14 protein-coding genes are annotated in these 16,639 nt (G+C 45.2%); 4 read left to right on the forward strand and 10 right to left on the reverse strand.

The genetic code is table 11. The features are described 5' to 3' along the window. Positions 1–55 precede the first annotated feature (55 nt). From rplT to thrS, 4 genes are all read right to left on the reverse strand, one after another. On the reverse strand, positions 56–412 hold the full coding sequence (gene rplT / locus KJ365_RS02595) for a 50S ribosomal protein L20 (protein WP_214450043.1): 357 nt from the start codon (positions 410–412) through the stop codon (positions 56–58). A gap of 18 nt (positions 413–430) precedes the next feature. Then, complete coding sequence (gene rpmI, locus KJ365_RS02600) at positions 431–628, reverse strand: 50S ribosomal protein L35 (protein WP_214450044.1); 198 nt, start codon at positions 626–628, stop codon at positions 431–433. A 110-nt stretch (positions 629–738) separates the two neighbouring features. Next, positions 739–1,299, reverse strand: a complete 561-nt coding sequence (gene infC, locus KJ365_RS02605; RefSeq protein WP_214450045.1) for a translation initiation factor IF-3 — start codon at positions 1,297–1,299, stop codon at positions 739–741. A gap of 80 nt (positions 1,300–1,379) precedes the next feature. Then, positions 1,380–3,296, reverse strand: coding sequence for a threonine--tRNA ligase (gene thrS / locus KJ365_RS02610; RefSeq protein WP_214450046.1), 1,917 nt, complete (start codon positions 3,294–3,296; stop codon positions 1,380–1,382). 110 nt (positions 3,297–3,406) lie between these two features. Between thrS and KJ365_RS02615 the strand changes: the two genes are divergently transcribed. From KJ365_RS02615 to KJ365_RS02630, 4 genes are all read left to right on the forward strand, one after another. After that, positions 3,407–4,033 carry an SRPBCC family protein gene (locus KJ365_RS02615; protein ID WP_214450047.1) on the forward strand — a complete coding sequence of 209 codons (627 nt, stop codon included), beginning with the start codon at positions 3,407–3,409 and terminating at the stop codon, positions 4,031–4,033. Next, complete coding sequence (locus tag KJ365_RS02620; protein ID WP_214450048.1) at positions 4,030–5,019, forward strand: DUF3080 family protein; 990 nt, start codon at positions 4,030–4,032, stop codon at positions 5,017–5,019. Before KJ365_RS02615 ends, KJ365_RS02620 begins: the two co-directional genes overlap by 4 nt. Before the next feature lie 72 nt (positions 5,020–5,091). Further along, positions 5,092–5,862, forward strand: a complete 771-nt coding sequence (locus KJ365_RS02625) for a class II aldolase/adducin family protein (RefSeq protein WP_214450049.1) — start codon at positions 5,092–5,094, stop codon at positions 5,860–5,862. Between the two features lie 28 nt (positions 5,863–5,890). Further along, complete coding sequence (locus tag KJ365_RS02630) at positions 5,891–7,066, forward strand: mandelate racemase/muconate lactonizing enzyme family protein (RefSeq protein ID WP_214450050.1); 1,176 nt, start codon at positions 5,891–5,893, stop codon at positions 7,064–7,066. A 107-nt stretch (positions 7,067–7,173) separates the two neighbouring features. Here KJ365_RS02630 and KJ365_RS02635 read toward each other — a convergent pair whose 3' ends face one another. The 6 genes from KJ365_RS02635 to KJ365_RS02660 form a co-directional block, all read right to left on the reverse strand. Continuing rightward, on the reverse strand, positions 7,174–10,314 hold the full coding sequence (locus tag KJ365_RS02635; RefSeq protein WP_214450051.1) for an efflux RND transporter permease subunit: 3,141 nt from the start codon (positions 10,312–10,314) through the stop codon (positions 7,174–7,176). Positions 10,315–10,325: 11 nt separating this feature from the next. Continuing rightward, the gene (locus tag KJ365_RS02640; protein WP_214450052.1) at positions 10,326–11,687 is read right to left on the reverse strand and encodes an efflux RND transporter periplasmic adaptor subunit; all 1,362 of its coding nucleotides are present in this window, start codon (positions 11,685–11,687) and stop codon (positions 10,326–10,328) included. A gap of 397 nt (positions 11,688–12,084) precedes the next feature. Continuing rightward, positions 12,085–13,197 (reverse strand): GNAT family N-acetyltransferase/peptidase C39 family protein, encoded by a 1,113-nt coding sequence (locus KJ365_RS02645; protein ID WP_214450053.1) that lies wholly within the window; start codon positions 13,195–13,197, stop codon positions 12,085–12,087. A 50-nt stretch (positions 13,198–13,247) separates the two neighbouring features. Continuing rightward, positions 13,248–14,732: a RimK family ATP-grasp domain-containing protein gene (locus KJ365_RS02650; RefSeq protein WP_214450054.1), complete on the reverse strand. Its 1,485-nt coding sequence runs from the start codon at positions 14,730–14,732 to the stop codon at positions 13,248–13,250. Between the two features lie 187 nt (positions 14,733–14,919). Next, positions 14,920–15,846 carry an electron transfer flavoprotein subunit alpha/FixB family protein gene (locus tag KJ365_RS02655; protein ID WP_214450055.1) on the reverse strand — a complete coding sequence of 309 codons (927 nt, stop codon included), beginning with the start codon at positions 15,844–15,846 and terminating at the stop codon, positions 14,920–14,922. Next, positions 15,843–16,601, reverse strand: a complete 759-nt coding sequence (locus KJ365_RS02660) for an electron transfer flavoprotein subunit beta/FixA family protein (protein ID WP_214450056.1) — start codon at positions 16,599–16,601, stop codon at positions 15,843–15,845. The genes KJ365_RS02655 and KJ365_RS02660 overlap by 4 nt, the downstream gene beginning before the upstream one ends. Between the last annotated feature and the right edge of the window lie 38 nt (positions 16,602–16,639).

The raw sequence follows: 16,639 nt of genomic DNA on the forward strand, positions 1-16,639 counted from the left end.
AAAAGCGAGCATCCTGCTCGCTTTTTCAAAAAGAACTTAAGCTATGGTTAATAATTTACGCTAATGCGCCTTTTGCTGCGTCCACTAATGCAGTGAAAGCTGCTTTGTCGTGTACTGCAATGTCTGCAAGGATTTTGCGATCGATTTCAACAGACGCTTTTTTCAAACCGTTGATGAAACGTGAATAGCTCATTCCATTTTGACGTGCAGCAGCGTTAATACGTGCAATCCATAACTGACGGAATTGACGCTTACGCTGACGACGGTCGCGATAGGCATATTGACCTGCTTTCGTTACCGCTTGTACCGCTACGCGATACACACGGCTACGAGCACCGTAGTAACCTTTAGCTTGTTTTAATACTTTTTTATGACGTGCGCGTGCTACGACGCCGCGTTTTACTCTAGCCATTGTTCAGTCTCCTAAAAGTTATACGTATGGCAACATACGTTGGATAAGCGCGGTATCACTATCGTGAACCAATTTCTTACCACGTAGATGGCGTTTACGTTTAGTGCTTTTCTTGGTCAAAATATGACGCAAGTGAGACTGTTTGCTTTTAAAGCGGCCTGAAGCTGTTTTACGAAAACGCTTCGCTGCTCCGCTATTGGATTTCATTTTAGGCATTGCTAAAACTCCGCATTGTTGTTTGCCAGTGCCACATTAATATAGGCAAGGCGTTAAAATATGCAGCAAGGTGTTTTAAGTTGTGCAGACTTAAAAACTTTAGACCATTACTACTTCTTAATTGGGGCGAGCACCATGATCATCTGTCTGCCTTCCACTCTATGAGGGAAAGACTCGCAGTTGGCAATATCTTCTAAATCCGCTTTAACACGTTTTAGCAATTCAATGCCGATCTCTTGGTGCGCCATTTCACGTCCGCGGAAACGGATTGTGACTTTGGCTTTATCACCACCTTCTAGAAAGCGACGCAGGTTGCGCAGTTTTACCTGGTAATCGCCTTCATCAGTGCCAGGGCGAAATTTAATCTCCTTGACCTGAATTTGCTTTTGTTTCTTCTTCTGTTCTTTCTGAGCTTTGCTCTTCTCAAATATGAACTTACCATAGTCCATAATTTTACAGACAGGAGGAGCCGCGTTAGGGCTTACTTCAACTAAATCTACTCCAGCAGCTTCCGCTTGTTGCAATGCTTCAGCTATAGATACTACACCGGCTTGAGAGCCATCTGCAGCAACTAATCGTACTTCGTTAACCGTAATTTCTTCGTTAATCCGGGCTTTGTCGCCCTGAGATTTGTTAGCAGCGCCTTTAATTTGGTATTCCTCCAAGAACATTAAAATATGTCGTGCTCACTCTTAAATAATACTAAAGAGCAACACGAATCGCGGTATTATACCTATTCTGCAACACAGTGCTATTGAATTTTTTTAGATTTAATATCTTCCAATACATGCTGTGTAAAATCTTCAATACTCATCACGCCTAAATCGACCCCTTTTCGGGTACGAACGGCCACCTGACCTGACTCTTTTTCTTTATCGCCCACTACCAGTAAATAAGGTACTTTTCTTAGGGTGTGTTCGCGAATTTTAAAGCCAATTTTTTCGTTTCTCACATCTTGCTTAACTCGCACGCCTGCGGCTTTTAGATGCTTAACAACCTCCGCTACATAGGGCGCTTGGCTGTCTGTGATATTCGCTACGACTACCTGCATAGGTGCAAGCCATGTTGGGAAGGCACCTGCGTATTCTTCGGTTAAAATACCAATGAAACGCTCGAGTGAACCTAAAATCGCACGGTGAATCATCACTGGCACCTGACGCTCACCGTCTTCATCTACATAGGTAGAGCCTAAGCGCCCTGGCATAGAAAAGTCTAGTTGAACAGTACCGCACTGCCATGCTCGGTCTAAGCAATCGTGTAGCGTAAATTCAATTTTTGGTCCATAAAACGCGCCTTCACCTGGCAAATAGTCAAATTCAATATCGCTCGCGGTTAACGCATCAGCCAAGGCTTTTTCTGACTTGTCCCAAATTTCATCTGAGCCTACTCGTTTTTCTGGACGCGTAGACAGTTTCACAGCAATTTTTTCAAAGCCAAAGGTCGCATAAGTGTCATATACCATTTTGATACAATCGCTGACTTCATCCAAAATTTGCGCTTCCGTACAAAATATATGCGCATCATCTTGCGTAAACCCGCGCACACGCATCAAACCGTGCAAAGCACCGGAAGGCTCGTTTCGGTGACAGCAACCAAACTCCGCCATCTTTAACGGTAAATCACGATAAGACTTAAGCCCCTGATTAAATATCTGCACGTGCCCAGGACAGTTCATGGGTTTAATTGCATATTCACGTTTTTCAGACTCTGTGGTGAACATGTTTTGGCCATACTTATCCCAGTGGCCCGATTTTTCCCAAAGTGTGCGGTCCATCATTAACGGGCCTTTCACTTCATCGTAATCATATTCGTGTAGTTTGCCGCGAATAAATTGCTCTAGCTCGGTGTAGATAGTCCAGCCATCGTTATGCCAAAACACCATGCCTGGCGCTTCTTCTTGCCAATGGAATAGGTCTAAGGTTTTGCCAATTTTACGGTGATCGCGCTTTTCGGCTTCTTCTAGGCGATTAAGATAGGCTTTTAACTGCTTTTTATCGCCCCATGCGGTGCCATAAATACGTTGCAACATTTTATTGTCTGAATCACCACGCCAGTATGCGCCAGCGACCTTCATCAATTTAAAGTGATGACAAAAACGCATGTTGGGTACGTGCGGCCCGCGGCACATATCGATATATTCTTCATGATGATATAAGCCAGGTTTATCGTCTTTGGCAATATTCTCATCGAGAATTTGCATTTTGTAGGCTTCATCGCGCGCTTCAAACGTATCTCTGGCCTCCTGCCAGCTAACAGTCTTTTTAACAACGTCATAGTTGGTCTTCGCCAACTCAAGCATGCGCTTTTCTATCTTATCAAGTTCTTCTTGGTTGATTGGCTGATCGAGATCTACATCGTAATAAAAGCCGTTGTCGATAGTCGGGCCAATGGCCATTTTCACATCTGGATAGAGCTGTTTAATCGCGTGCCCAATCAAATGGGCACAACTATGACGAATGATTTCTAATCCCTCTTCGTCTCTCACCGTGATAATTTGTAAACTAGCGTCGTCGGTGATCATATCTACCGCATCGCTAAGTTCGCCGTTGATTTTTCCAGCGATGGTGGCTTTAGCTAAACCAGGGCCAATGTCGTTGGCAACATCTAAAATGCTAACAGGCTTATCGAATGAGCGTTGACTTCCGTCAGGGAGAGTAATTACAGGCATGTTGTTCCTTTATTCAGTGGTGACACAAACCAAGCGCCACTTGATATTTTTTTGGATAAATTGCGTATGAAAAGACACATAGCTTTAATTTAGGCGCAAAGTATACCGATATGCTACGACTTCATGCAAACCATAAGCGTCATGTTTGTGCTTTTTTGTTGGGTATTTTCGTTTCTTTCTGTAGTTTTGCGGATCAAAGTGACGAAATCTGGGTGAATGTAACCGATACTCAAAACGGACAAGAGGTTACTGCCAGTACTAAAGTGAGTTTTACGCCTCTCGATTTTCTTGCATTAGTGACCGGCGCTCCAGCAGACTGCAGCTGGATTGAACACTGTGAGTCGGTTAAAGTGTATGAAGGACTGGGCAGTCATAATCAACTTGTAGAAACGGTGATAGACGCGCCTTGGCCGTTTAAAGACCGAGTGATGCTAGTTTACTCTCAATTACACTATGATGAAGCTCATAACACCTTGACCATCACCCTTAACGATGCACCAACACAGAACTATCCCATCAGCGAGCGCTTCGTGAGAATGTCGGATGTGCATGGCAAGTGGACATTGCAACAAAGCAATAAGGATGAACCTGCTGAGTATACCCTAAGCTATGTCGGGCGCGGCTGTGCCAATGGCAACATCCCAAAATGGCTAGCACGTAGTTACCTACAATCATCCACCCTACAAACGTTTAAGAACCTTAAAAATCATTTCAAGGCGCGGGCTAATCCCCTATGAGCAAGTATTTAATTTTCATTGCTGCACTGCTACTGATCAGTGGATGCAGCAAACATCACCAAGTAAAAAGCGACCTACAAGCATTAAGTGACCGACTCGAAAGCTTTACTCAATTGCCTGTGCAACGCAACGAGGTAAGCGTGGTATTGAACCCGCCAGAGAAAACCACGCTCGCGTTTGACGTACAGGGAGTGCAAATAAAACTGCGCGATTTTTACGCAATCGATGACTGCCCTTTAAGTCAATTTATTGCCGAGCGAAACACCGCGTTAGGCAAAACCCAGCTGCCATCAACGCGTTTTATATACGAGCACCGATTATTAAGTGTGCTCGAGGACTGCATGATGCAATTGCAAAATGAGCACCCAATGTATGCGCAAATGCAGCAGTGGCTTACACAAAAGCGTACTAACCTGCCTTTAGTGTGGGCCAATATGATCACCCAGTCGCAAGAGACCTATTTAGCGCTTTCTACCGCGAGCGATTATATCTCGGGTGAAAGCTCTGATTCGCTACAAAGCACTAAGTTTGCGCTTATGTACTTAATAGATGTTTTACAAATCGAGACCATTGACCCGGCGACTCTAGAGCTGCACTTAAAAGCCCTACTAGATAGCCGATTGCCAGCAAGGATGTGGCGTACTCAGCAGTTAATACATTACGAACTTATCCCGATGTCGGCTTTGCTAAGAACCTATATCGAACAAGCCGATTGCAGCTCGCGCCAGCAAAAAGATGATATCAAAATCATGCGGAATATTTTTACGCTGATGTTTGCAGACAAGCTTCAACCATTAGCTAGCCAACTTAATCATTATCAATATCAGCTAAACCCAAGCTTTGAACAGCTTGCCAATCATCCCGAATTGCCTGATACATTAAAAGCATATATTAGCAGCCAATACCTCGACTCTGCGGCACGTTATAAAGCCACGATGCAAGAACATATTCAGTTATGGCAGCAGGTATTTAAGCTTTGCGAATAAGCCCATAAACGCATACACGATGGCGAGAATTTGTTGTATTCTTGATGACAACCGCAAATTGAAAAAGCAACTATGTATCAAATACCGATTTTAAATTTACAGCATCAAGTCAGTGAAGCCGAGTGGCAAACGCGCGTCGAACTTGCCGCAGCCTATAGACTTATGGTTATGCATAATTGGGACGACCTGATTTATACGCATATTTCTGCGCGCATTCCTGGCACCGAAGATTTACTCATCAACGCGTTTGGCTTAGCCTTTGAAGAGGTAACTGCGTCTAACCTAGTGAAAATTGATGTTAAGGGCAACATTATCCAATCGGACTGCCCTTTTGATATCAACCCTGCCGGTTTTACTATTCATAGCGCAGTGCATATCGCACGCCCTGAAGCTCAATGTGCCATTCATCTGCATCACCCCGATGCTATTGCCGTTGCTAGCACCGAACAAGGCCTGCGCCCGTATAGTCAATATGCCGCGTTTGCACTGGCAAGTATGAGCTATCACGAGTATGAAGGGCTTGCAGTCGACCATGATGAAATAAAGCGTCTTCAAGACGACCTTGGCAAGGCCAATTTCATGTTACTGCGCAACCACGGCGCATTGACCATGGGTGACACCATCGGTGATGCTTTCATGCACATGTATGACTTACTGCGGGCATGTGAAATCCAAGTCAAGATGCAACAATCTCATGATGAGCTAATCTTAGTCAATCAAAGCGTGGTGGATGGCATAAAAGCGCAAGCAAATGTTGTGCACACCGGGCTAACTGGGGGGCAAAAAGCTTGGCCCGCCATGATGCGTCGCGTTAAGCGCATATATCCAGACTTTGATAATTAATTTCCCAATACATAACAAAAGAAGATAAATGAAAATTACTCACGTTGAAATATTCGATATACATTGCCCTGAAAGACCCCCTTGGAATCCTATTTTCGTACGCATCCACACGGATGAGGGAATTCATGGCGTAGGCGAAGCGGGTCTTGCTTACGATTGGGGCCACAGCGCCGCTGCGGCAATGATAAAAGAGATTGCAGAAGCAGTTTTAATTGGCTTTGATCCATTCAAAACAGAATTGCTGTGGTCTCGCATGTTACGGGAAAGCTTTTGGGGACTCGGCGGTGGGCCAGTTTTGTATTCGGCGATGAGTGCCATTGATACCGCGCTTTGGGACATCAAAGGTAAAGCGCTCAATGTGCCTGTTTATCAATTACTCGGCGGTAAAACTAACGACAACCTGCGCACTTACGCCAGTCAACTGCAGTTTGACTGGAGTCAAGATTGCGTAAAAATGCTCACCCCCGACGACTATGCGCGCTCTGCTGCTAAAGCCATGGCCGAAGGTTATGACGCAGTAAAAGTTGACCCTATCGTATATGACGAAAATGGTGATTCTAGCTTTGACCGGACCAAGCTGTTTACCCCTAAGCAGATGAAGCTCTTTGGAGATAGACTGCGCGCTATTCGAAAAGAAGTTGGCGACGAGGTTGATATTATTTTTGAAGCGCATTCATTAATGGGCTGCGCGTCGGCCATTCAAATGGGTAAGGTGATTGAAGAGGTGGGTTGCATGATGTTTGAAGAGCCTGTCAATTACTTGAACTCAGCGGTACACAAAAAAGTATCTGACCGCGTTAACGTGCCCATTGCAGGCGGCGAGCGCTTATATCATCGATGGGACGTGCGCCCTTATTTTGAAGACCAAAGTATCGACATCTTACAGCCTGACGTGGGCTTATGTGGCGGGTTTACAGAAGCAAAAAAAGTATGTGACTACGCTGATGTATACGATATAAGAATACAGGCCCACGTTTGCGGTGGCCCCGTTGCCACAGCGGCAGCACTTCAACTAGAAGCGGCTATTCCTAACTTTTTAATACATGAGCATCATACCTATGCCATCAAGCACTGGAACCGGGAGCTCTGCGTTCAGGATTATCAACCGGAAAATGGCATATTTAAAGTGCCTGACTTACCCGGTATTGGCATTGAACTAAACGACGAAATTGTGAAGCGCTCACCGAATGTGACGGTACGATAAGCTAATTAGCGCAGCACTCAAGCTGAACAGTCACCCTTCAGCCAAACAATAAAAAGCCCGTTCAAACAATTGTTCGAACGGGCTTTTTGCTATGCCAATACTAGATACTAGCTATCGGTCGCTTCAACCTTGTTACCACGGCGACCGAATAACCCACCCATATCCGCTTTGTAGCGTCTAAAATAGGCCTTCATGTCTTCAAGAATCAAGTAGTTCACCGGCACGATAAACAAGGTGATCAATGTTGCAAACAAGATCCCAAAGCCTAGGCTAATCGCCATAGGGATTAAGAACTGCGCTTGCGTAGACTTTTCAAACAACAGCGGAATAAGACCCGCAAACGTGGTTAATGATGTTAATAAGACAGGCCTAAACCGGCGTCCACCTGTATTGTAAACCGCCTCTTTTAAACTCACGCCAAGCTTACGCTGTTGATTCGTATAATCTACCAGCACCAGTGAGTCATTCACCACAACACCCGATAGTGCGAGCATACCCATAAAGCTGAGAAGGGTTAAATCCATTCCCATGATCCAGTGCCCGATTACCGCGCCTACCAAACCAAATGGAATAACCGACATCACGATAATCGGTTGTGAATAGGATTTAAATGGGATTGCCAATAGGATATAAATCAATATCGCAAGCGCCCCAGCACCTACGATTAAGCCTTGCGACGACTCAGCTTGGTCTCTGGCTTCACCTGCCATTTCAAAATTAGTACCTGGATATGCACTCACTTCTTGACTGAGCCATTCACCGACTTCTTCAAGCACCAGTGTAAGATCACCCGCTTGTTTATCAAAGTCCGCATTCACCGACAGCGTGCGCTGACGGTCTACACGTAAGATACTATCTGGACTGAGTCCAGGGAAGACATTTGCAACCTGCCATAGGGGCACTTCTTGATTAGGCCCAACCCTGATCATCATCTGTTCGAGGGTCTCAATCGATTGACGCGCCTCTAGTGGATAGCGCACCATTACCCTAACCTCTTCGCGCCCGCGCTGAACTCGCTGCACTTCAAAGCCAAACACAGATTGACGGACTTGACTTGCCACTTGATTCAAACTTAAGCCAAGCAATCTGGCTTCTGGTTTAAGTTCAAGTTGCAGCTCTTCTTTACCGTCAGACAGTGAGTCTTCAATATCAGACACGGCAGCATATTGGGCTAACTGTGATTTAAGTTTTTCACCAAGCTCGTTGAGTGAGTTGGTATCACGGCCCTTCAATTCAATACTAATGGGTGAACCACCCCAACCGCCTATTTCAGCACGATAATTTAGCTGTTCTGCGCCCGCCACTTGACCAACACGCTCACGCCACTCATTTACAACCTCACGAGTCGACACATCGACGGTACGAATCTCGGGGGGGATCATGTCGATTTGTACGCGACCGGTGGTGGAGTTTCTACCGCCACTAATAGAATAGATGTTTCTAATGACCGACTCACCGGTATCTGCATCGCGATATTCTTCTTGCAAATCTTTGGCATGCTTTGTCATGGCCTGCACAATTCTATCGGTGCTTTCAAATGCCGTTCCAGCTGGCATCACCAAAGTAGCCGTTGCTACTTCACTTTGAACACGTGGAAAAAATACAAACTTAGTATGACCCGCTGCAATCGTACCGATGACAAGCACAAAGGCAACAAACATGAGTGTCCAGGTTGCGTAACGCCAGCGCATCGCTTGAGCAAGCATTGGTTGATAGACTTTCTCTATCATCACTTCAAGAGAGTTGGCGATTTTTTGCTGCACTCTAGACAATACATTAGGCTTTTTATCGGTGCGCGCTTTTACATGCTTTAAGTGAGCAGGCAAAATAAATTTAGACTCGATTAGCGAGAACAACAGCACCGGAATAATAACGTAGGGTATCGCGGCATACCAACTACCGCGCCCCGTCTGAAACGCAAGAGGTAAAAACGCAGCGGCGGTTGTTAAGATACCAAAGGTAACTGGAACCGCGACCTCTTGCGTACCTTTTATAGCGGCGTCTAAGGAGTTTTCGCCCCGCTGCAAATGCGAGTACACGTTTTCGCCGGTCACAATGGCGTCGTCCACCACTATCCCTAGCACTAGAATAAACGCAAATAGACTCATCAAGTTCAAGCTTACATCAAACAGCGGCATGAACAAAAATGCCCCCATGAAGCTCATTGGAATACCCAAACATACCCAAAATGCAACAGATGGTCTTAAAAACAGGGCCAGCAAGATCATCACGAGTAAAAGCCCCTGCCAAGCACTTTTAGACAAGGTATCTAAGCGGGCTTTAATGGATTCACTGTTATCACGCCAAAAGTCAATGCTCAGCCCTTGAGGCATTTGCGTGCTCTTAAACGCAATATAGTCTCGCACAGCGGTGGTCACATCGATTATGCTTTCATCACCACTGCGGAATACTTCAACTTCGATAGCAGGCACACCATTAAACCGAGTACGCAACGGCGTTTCTTCAAACTCATCTTTAATGCTAGCGATATCAGCAAGCGTGATCATCGTGCCGTCTTGGGTGGTGATAATCGGTATTTCACCAAATTCATTTGCCCGATAGGCCTGACCACGACTACGAATAAAAATATCACCGCCTTCGGTTTTTAAGTTACCGGCGGAAACATCGGTTGAGTTTTGACGAAGAACGGTAGCGACATCTTGTAAAGTGAGGTCATACTTTCTCAATGCCCACTCAGGAATTTCAATCGATATCTCAAACGGTAGTACGTTATTGACTTCGACTTGTGAGATTTCAGGTAGTGCGGCAACCTCATCACGCACGTCATCTGCAAAGCGGCGAAGCGTAATACTGTCGTAGTTACCATAAATCATGATCCCAATGGCATCGCGACGCCATTGTGGCACTTGTATTAATAAGTTTTCAGCATCTACTGGGAAGTTGTTAACGCCGTCCACTCGAATTTTGATTTCATCGAGCATGTTGCGTACATCATAACCTTCAGCCACTTCAACGGTAACTGACGCACTGCCTTCTTGACTGCGAGAAGTGATTTGACGAATCCCTTCAAGGTCTTGAATGGCCTCTTCAATCTTGATGGTTATACCCTCTTCGGTCTCTTGTGGAGACGCGCCAGGCAGTACCATCGAAACCTGAACATTGCGTTGTTCAAATTCAGGAAATAAATCAATAGGGATTTTTGTCAGTGCGACATAAATCCCAGATATCATGATCACAAATAATAAGATATTTGCGGCTACATCGTTTTTAGCAAACCAAGCAATCATGGCAAATCTCCTTATTGTGCCGAGCCGCTAGCGTCACTCGAAACGCTCGCCGCTGCTGCACTGCCGCCTTCAGTGTTGCTGATTAAACGCTGCGATTCGGTATTATCTTCCTCTTCAGAAATTAGCGGTTTTACACGCGTACCGTCTGGCAGGTTGGCTGTTGGCGTTAAAATAAGCTTATCGGTTGGTTTTAGACTCACTCTTGCGCCATCGATAGGGCTATTGTTTTGGGTGTAGAACTGACCTGAAGGTTGCTCAGTCGCACTTACCACGACTGAGTTTGCGTCGGTCCAAAGAGGTGTTATTTGGCGTTTTTTCAAAAACCCTTCATCTGCAACGCTGACTTTGTTGTCTTGCGATACTGCGCGACGTGGAATGACAAACACATCGCTCAGTGTATTGCCTTCTACCTTTGCCCGAAGAAATTGTCCAACTCGTATTGCTGGACGCTCAGAAGTATTCATAAATGGGTCATCAAGTTGCGCGACCAAATAGAGCATGCGGGTTGCGGGGTCAAAGGCACCTTCGCTGCGTACAATTTTACCCGTCCACTCATAGGTCGTACTGCCAAGTTCACCTATTAAACTCACGCGTGGCAGTGCGTCTATATTCAATTGTTCTTCGTCGATGTTTAAATGGGCGAGATCACCGATTTTTACAGGCAAACGCACTTCTACCGCTTCGGTGCTGTAAATTTCAGCAATGCTTTGGGATGGCGATACTACCTGCCCTACATCGACCATTTGCGTGAGCACTCTGCCGTCAAAAGGCGCGCGTATTTGTGTACGTTCAAGATTGAGCTGTGCTCTTGCTAATCTTGCTTCAGCAGCTTTTAACTCTGCCAGCGCAGCGGCAACCTGTGGTTTTCTTAATGCTAACAACCGTGCGGCATCACTCGCTGGTCGTTTATTCCATTGTTGCTCAGCAATCTCAGCTTCGGCGACTTCTTGTAGATATCTAAATTCAGCATCGGCGGCGGCAGCGGCAGCAATTTCCACCTCAACCTTGAGATCTCTATCGTCCAGTTGAACTAACACTTCGTTAGCTTTGAACGACTTACCTGCGCGAATGTTGTCAGAAACTCGCAATACGCGTCCATTTACATCAGACACCAGCGCTGTTTGCGTAAGAGGCTGGGCCGTACCATATGAATCAATCCACACGGGAAAGTCAGTCACTTGCAAATCGGCAATATCAACAGCAACAGACGGCGCTTCTCTGCTACCGCCCCAACGCTGCGCTTCAGGCTTACTGCCAAACATAGCCATTAACAGACCCACCATCAGCACTAAGATTAAGAGAGTAACGATAGTGTGGGCTATCCAATTGACTTTTTTATTATATTTAGCAGAAGGTTGCACTGCATCGCTCATTGGTTTCTCCAATTTTTGCTTGCTATTTTGTGGTGTGGCAAGCGTTATCAATAATTAACTCGACAACGGCGAACACGTCGCTGATTTACCTTACCTTACTTAAGGTAAGTAAACCTTGGCCACACATCACAAAAGTATTTGATTCAACCATCTATACGAACACAAGGCGAAAGAGAGTCAAAATAATTTAGGGCGCATCATACAGCGAAAAAACACCCGCCTTTCATGAAATCTTGTTAATGAAGGCTGAGTCGTTTATCTACGTTACCACGCTGTACTGCTGCTATGCGTGTATTGCCAAATCGTTGTTACATCTTGTTACATAAATTGCGTGTTTATCAGCATCTAGCACCTTGGTGATACGCAACTATTTATGTTTGCAAAATACGTAAGCAAACTATTTTAATTGCTCCAAATGCAGCATTACGCACGTTTGCAATTTTTGTTTGCCATACGTTGCCATCGTTGCAAAATCATCAATAGCGATGGGTATATGCTGAAAATCAATCGGGTTATCGGCGTGTTCAATGTCTGGATCGTGAATATACAGGCACTGATCATCGATATGCGTAATCGCGACCCAATGTGGAATCTTTTTATCATCAAACTGATAGGTTGATATCAAACAAATTATAGCCCATCCATCATTAAGTGCCGATTTTAATGCGTTAATATCCAGTTCTTGATATCGAATATTGATGCCTTCACTCTTAGCCTTAGCGCAAAACTGCTTGTGCACAACTTCCAACAACGCCTTTTTGTGTTGACTGCGCACGCCATCTATAAACGGCGTTTGCTTAGTATTGAGATAGACCTTAGCAGTCATCCCGTAACGTTTTGCCGCCAAGGCCAAACCAATTGGATGACTTCCTCCATGCCCAGACGTCATATATATACTGGTAGCGACTCTCCAAATGTCGAGCTCGGTTTGTTGATTAAGTGTAATGGCCGCATCGAGTGAAGCACCCGCCATCATGAGGGAAGCGCAGCCACAGGTGAACTCGGTTGTTTGTTGATACCAAGGATAATATGACAGTCCTGCCTGACTCTGACGCTGCTTAATCGCTTTTTGCATGCGCAACGCATCCGTTTTGTTTTCGTAATAGGCTTTGTATAAACCAAATTGACGATAACCAATACGGTTATAAAGGGCGATGGCATGCTCGTTATCCACCGCAACTTCAAGGCGCATAAACAATGAGCCCATTGCAACTGCCTGTGCCTCACAAGTAAGCAACAATTGCTGTCCCACTCCCTTCCCTCTTGCAGCCTGAGCAATGGCGATAGAATATAAGCGCGCGCTACGTGACCCTTTTCGCAGAATGACTAAGGCATATCCTAATAATGTATCGGAGTCTTGTGCCACCAAAAATATCGCATTTGTGGCACTTACCCAGTGTGCAAAACGCCTTTTGCTTAATCTGTCATATTCAAAGCAGGCGCATTCGAGGGAAAACAACTGAGCCACGTCTGACGCTTGTGCACTTCGAACAATAAACGGTTGCGTCATATTAATTTAAAGTCTCGATAAAAACCGCGCAAACAAAGCCTCTCATACCATTATCTTCCTCTCGCTTCTAGGCGATTAGCAAACTCTTGCATGATGATCATATATAGCTCTTTGCCTAAATATAAGTCTTCAACTTTAGACTCCAAACTAGGATTGTCATTCACCTCAATCACGTATACCTGATTGTTGCTTTGCTTTACATCCACACCATATAAACCACGTCCAACTATCGCGCTGGCTTTCACCGCTGCATCTAGCACGGCTTTTGGCACTTCAAAGGTAGGCAGGGTTTCAAACGCACCCGAGAAATGTGTTTTTGAACTATGGTTATAAATTTGCCAATGATTGCGCGCCATGAAATAACGACACGCATAAATAGCCCTGCCGTTTAACACGCCAATGCGCCAGTCAAACTCAGTCGCAACAAATTCCTGAATTAATACCAATGCTGATTGCGACAACATCTCGGTGAGCTTTTCAGACAACTGCTGCTCGTCATCAACTTTATAGACACCAATTGAGAAGGAGCTTTCTGGCAATTTTAACACCATAGGAAAACCAAACTGCTCTATGAGTCTTTCTCTTGAGGCCGCATCGTTAATCGAAACAAACGCACTTTTAGGGGCTGGCACTTTATGATAGGTAAATGCATCTTGCAAAAAGACCTTGTTACAACAGCGCAGTATCGATGTTGCATCATCAATTACAATCAAACCTTCCTGCTCGGCTTTTCGTGAAGCATGGTAGGTGTGGTGATCAATTGCTGTGGTCTCGCGAATGAACAAAGCGTCATATTGCGAGATTAAGCCTATTTGATTGGGTGTAATCAAATCAGCGTGAATCCCCACTTGTTTGGCAGCCTTAACAAAGTGTTTTAGGGCTTTGCTATCACTTGGAGGCGTTTTTTCATCGGGGTTATGTAAAATCGCCATGTCCCAACGCGCACGCTTTTTAGGTGAAGACTTACGCCATGTACTGCTTAAAAACTGTTCTAACTTTTCAAACAAAACGGTGCGCTGTTCATCTTGCAACGATGCAAGGCCCTGCAGTTGCACGTCTACCGAAGTCACGTTTTTTTGCACTCGCACCTTAAGCGCCAAAATCGGCACCGGATAGCGCTCAAATACATATCGAGCAATACGACTAAACTCATTACTTTGCGTTTGCCCAAAAAATGCTAAGACGGGGTCACCCCCAGTTTTTTGTAGCCATGCCGACGCACTACCGCTTAAATGTTGTGGAAGGGTCAACTGATACCCATCTGCGCCTTGACCATCACTTTTAATAATTAAATCATTAATGGCATTAACACTGGGCAGTACTTTATGCTGTCGAGCCTCTGCTAACAAAGAGCAATAATACCCCTTACTTAGGTAGAGGTCGGTGGCGCACAAATTAATCACACGCGTCTTCGGCTCACCCTTTTTCGGATAGTCTGATAAATACTGGTTAAAGTGAATAATGGGAATGCTAATATTGGGCAGCGCATCGGTAATGATGTCTGGTGTATCAACCACAACGAGCGTGTGGATCATGAGCTTTTACCTTAGGTAAAAATAGTGTTGTAAGTGAGCGAAATATAATCACTTTTACACTTTGTGCAAGTTATTTTTTGGGGTAAATGCAAAAATTATTTTGAACGGATTCTCAGACCTTTATAAAATAAAAATGCCAGCGATAAAGCTGGCATTTTATTGAAGTATTTCAAATGCTTAATTTCTTTTAGAGCGCTGCTTCCAACGTCGGTAAGACCTCAAACAAATCACCCACTAAACCATAGTCGGCCACTTGGAAAATTGGAGCTTCTTCATCCTTGTTGATAGCAACAATGACTTTAGAGTCTTTCATGCCTGCAAGATGTTGAATAGCGCCTGAAATGCCTACTGCGATATACAAGTCAGGAGCAACGATTTTACCGGTTTGACCTACTTGCATATCATTTGGTACAAAGCCAGCATCTACGGCAGCACGAGATGCACCAATACCGGCACCTAATTTGTCAGCAATGCCGTCTAACAGCGCGAAGTTTTCGCCATTTTGCATGCCACGTCCACCCGAAATGATAACGGTGGCTGCGGTTAGCTCTGGACGCTCAGATTCGGTCAGCTCAGCCGATACAAAGCTTGATTTTTCTGAGGTCTTCACGACATCGATTGTTTCAACCGACGCACTACCATCATTACCAACAGCATCAAAAGATGATGCGCGAATGGTCGCTACTTTTACGCTGTCAGCGCTTTGTACTGTTGCAATCGCGTTACCCGCATAAATTGGGCGAACGAAAGTGTCAGCAGATTCAACCGCAATAACGTCTGATATTTGCGCAACATCTAACATGGCAGCAACGCGGGGCATAAAGTTTTTACCCGTTGTGGTGGCTGCTGCAAAAATGTGCGTGTAACCACCCGCCAACTCAACCACTAGCTCTGCGATATTTTCAGGCATTTGATGCGCATACGCTGCATTTTCGGCAACTATCACTTTGCTAACACCCGCAAGCTTAGATGCTGCCTCTACCACCGCGGTGCACTGGTCGCCAGCGACTAACACGGTGATATCACCGCCAACGGCTTGAGCCGCTGTAATCATTTTATTGGTTTCAGGTTTTAGCACTTCATTATCGTGCTCTGCATATACGAGGACTGTCATGAGATCACCTTCGCTTCGTTTTTAAGTTTATCCACAAGCTCTTCAACGCTTGCCACTTTAACACCGCCCTGTCTTTGCGGTGGCGGCGTGACTTTAACTACTGTCACATTTGATGATAATTCCACGCCCATATCGGCAGCAGACTGCACATCGATTGGCTTACGCTTCGCTTTCATAATATTAGGAAGAGAGGCATAACGCGGCTCGTTTAAGCGCAGGTCGGTTGTTACAACCGCAGGCAGGCTTAACTCAACGGTTTGCAATCCACCGTCTACTTCGCGCGTGACTGACACTTTACCGTCGGCTACGTTGACTTCAGATGCAAACGTGCCTTGAGGCATGCCCGTAAGCGCCGCTAGCATTTGGCCGGTTTGGTTGTTATCTGAATCAATCGCCTGTTTGCCTAAAATCACCAAGTCAGGAGATTCTGCTTCAACCACCTTTTGCAGTAGCTTTGCTACCTGAAGCGACTCAAGCGATACACCTGCATCGGTCTCAATGTGAATACCACGGTCTGCACCTAATGCAAGACCTGTGCGAATTTGCTCTTGGCAGGCTTTGTCGCCAATCGAAACGACTACAATTTCAGTTGCCACGCCTTTTTCTTTTAGGCGAATCGCTTCTTCAACTGCAATTTCGCAAAATGGGTTTATCGCCATTTTTACGTTATTTAGGTCAACCCCAGAATTATCAGGCTTAACACGCACTTTAACGTTGTAGTCAATTGCGCGTTTTACCGGCACTAATACCTTCATACATTCCCCTAGTGAATTGGTTTACTTGGTATATGGAA

It is taken from the genome of Glaciecola sp. XM2, assembly GCF_018595715.1.
GTDB lineage: Bacteria > Pseudomonadota > Gammaproteobacteria > Enterobacterales > Alteromonadaceae > Glaciecola.

Excerpts from the sequence above, each read along its gene's own strand:
- rplT (WP_214450043.1), bottom strand. The coding sequence starts at position 412 with ATGGCTAGAGTAAAACGCGGCGTCGTAGCACGCGCACGTCATAAAAAA.
- KJ365_RS02615 (WP_214450047.1), top strand. The coding sequence starts at position 3,407 with ATGCTACGACTTCATGCAAACCATAAGCGTCATGTTTGTGCTTTTTTG.
- KJ365_RS02625 (WP_214450049.1), top strand. The coding sequence starts at position 5,092 with ATGTATCAAATACCGATTTTAAATTTACAGCATCAAGTCAGTGAAGCC.
- KJ365_RS02630 (WP_214450050.1), top strand. The coding sequence starts at position 5,891 with ATGAAAATTACTCACGTTGAAATATTCGATATACATTGCCCTGAAAGA.
- KJ365_RS02640 (WP_214450052.1), bottom strand. The coding sequence starts at position 11,687 with ATGAGCGATGCAGTGCAACCTTCTGCTAAATATAATAAAAAAGTCAAT.
- infC (WP_214450045.1), bottom strand. The coding sequence starts at position 1,299 with ATGTTCTTGGAGGAATACCAAATTAAAGGCGCTGCTAACAAATCTCAG.
- KJ365_RS02655 (WP_214450055.1), bottom strand. The coding sequence starts at position 15,846 with ATGACAGTCCTCGTATATGCAGAGCACGATAATGAAGTGCTAAAACCT.
- thrS (WP_214450046.1), bottom strand. The coding sequence starts at position 3,296 with ATGCCTGTAATTACTCTCCCTGACGGAAGTCAACGCTCATTCGATAAG.
- rpmI (WP_214450044.1), bottom strand. The coding sequence starts at position 628 with ATGCCTAAAATGAAATCCAATAGCGGAGCAGCGAAGCGTTTTCGTAAA.
- KJ365_RS02650 (WP_214450054.1), bottom strand. The coding sequence starts at position 14,732 with ATGATCCACACGCTCGTTGTGGTTGATACACCAGACATCATTACCGAT.
- KJ365_RS02635 (WP_214450051.1), bottom strand. The coding sequence starts at position 10,314 with ATGATTGCTTGGTTTGCTAAAAACGATGTAGCCGCAAATATCTTATTA.
- KJ365_RS02620 (WP_214450048.1), top strand. The coding sequence starts at position 4,030 with ATGAGCAAGTATTTAATTTTCATTGCTGCACTGCTACTGATCAGTGGA.
- KJ365_RS02645 (WP_214450053.1), bottom strand. The coding sequence starts at position 13,197 with ATGACGCAACCGTTTATTGTTCGAAGTGCACAAGCGTCAGACGTGGCT.
- KJ365_RS02660 (WP_214450056.1), bottom strand. The coding sequence starts at position 16,601 with ATGAAGGTATTAGTGCCGGTAAAACGCGCAATTGACTACAACGTTAAA.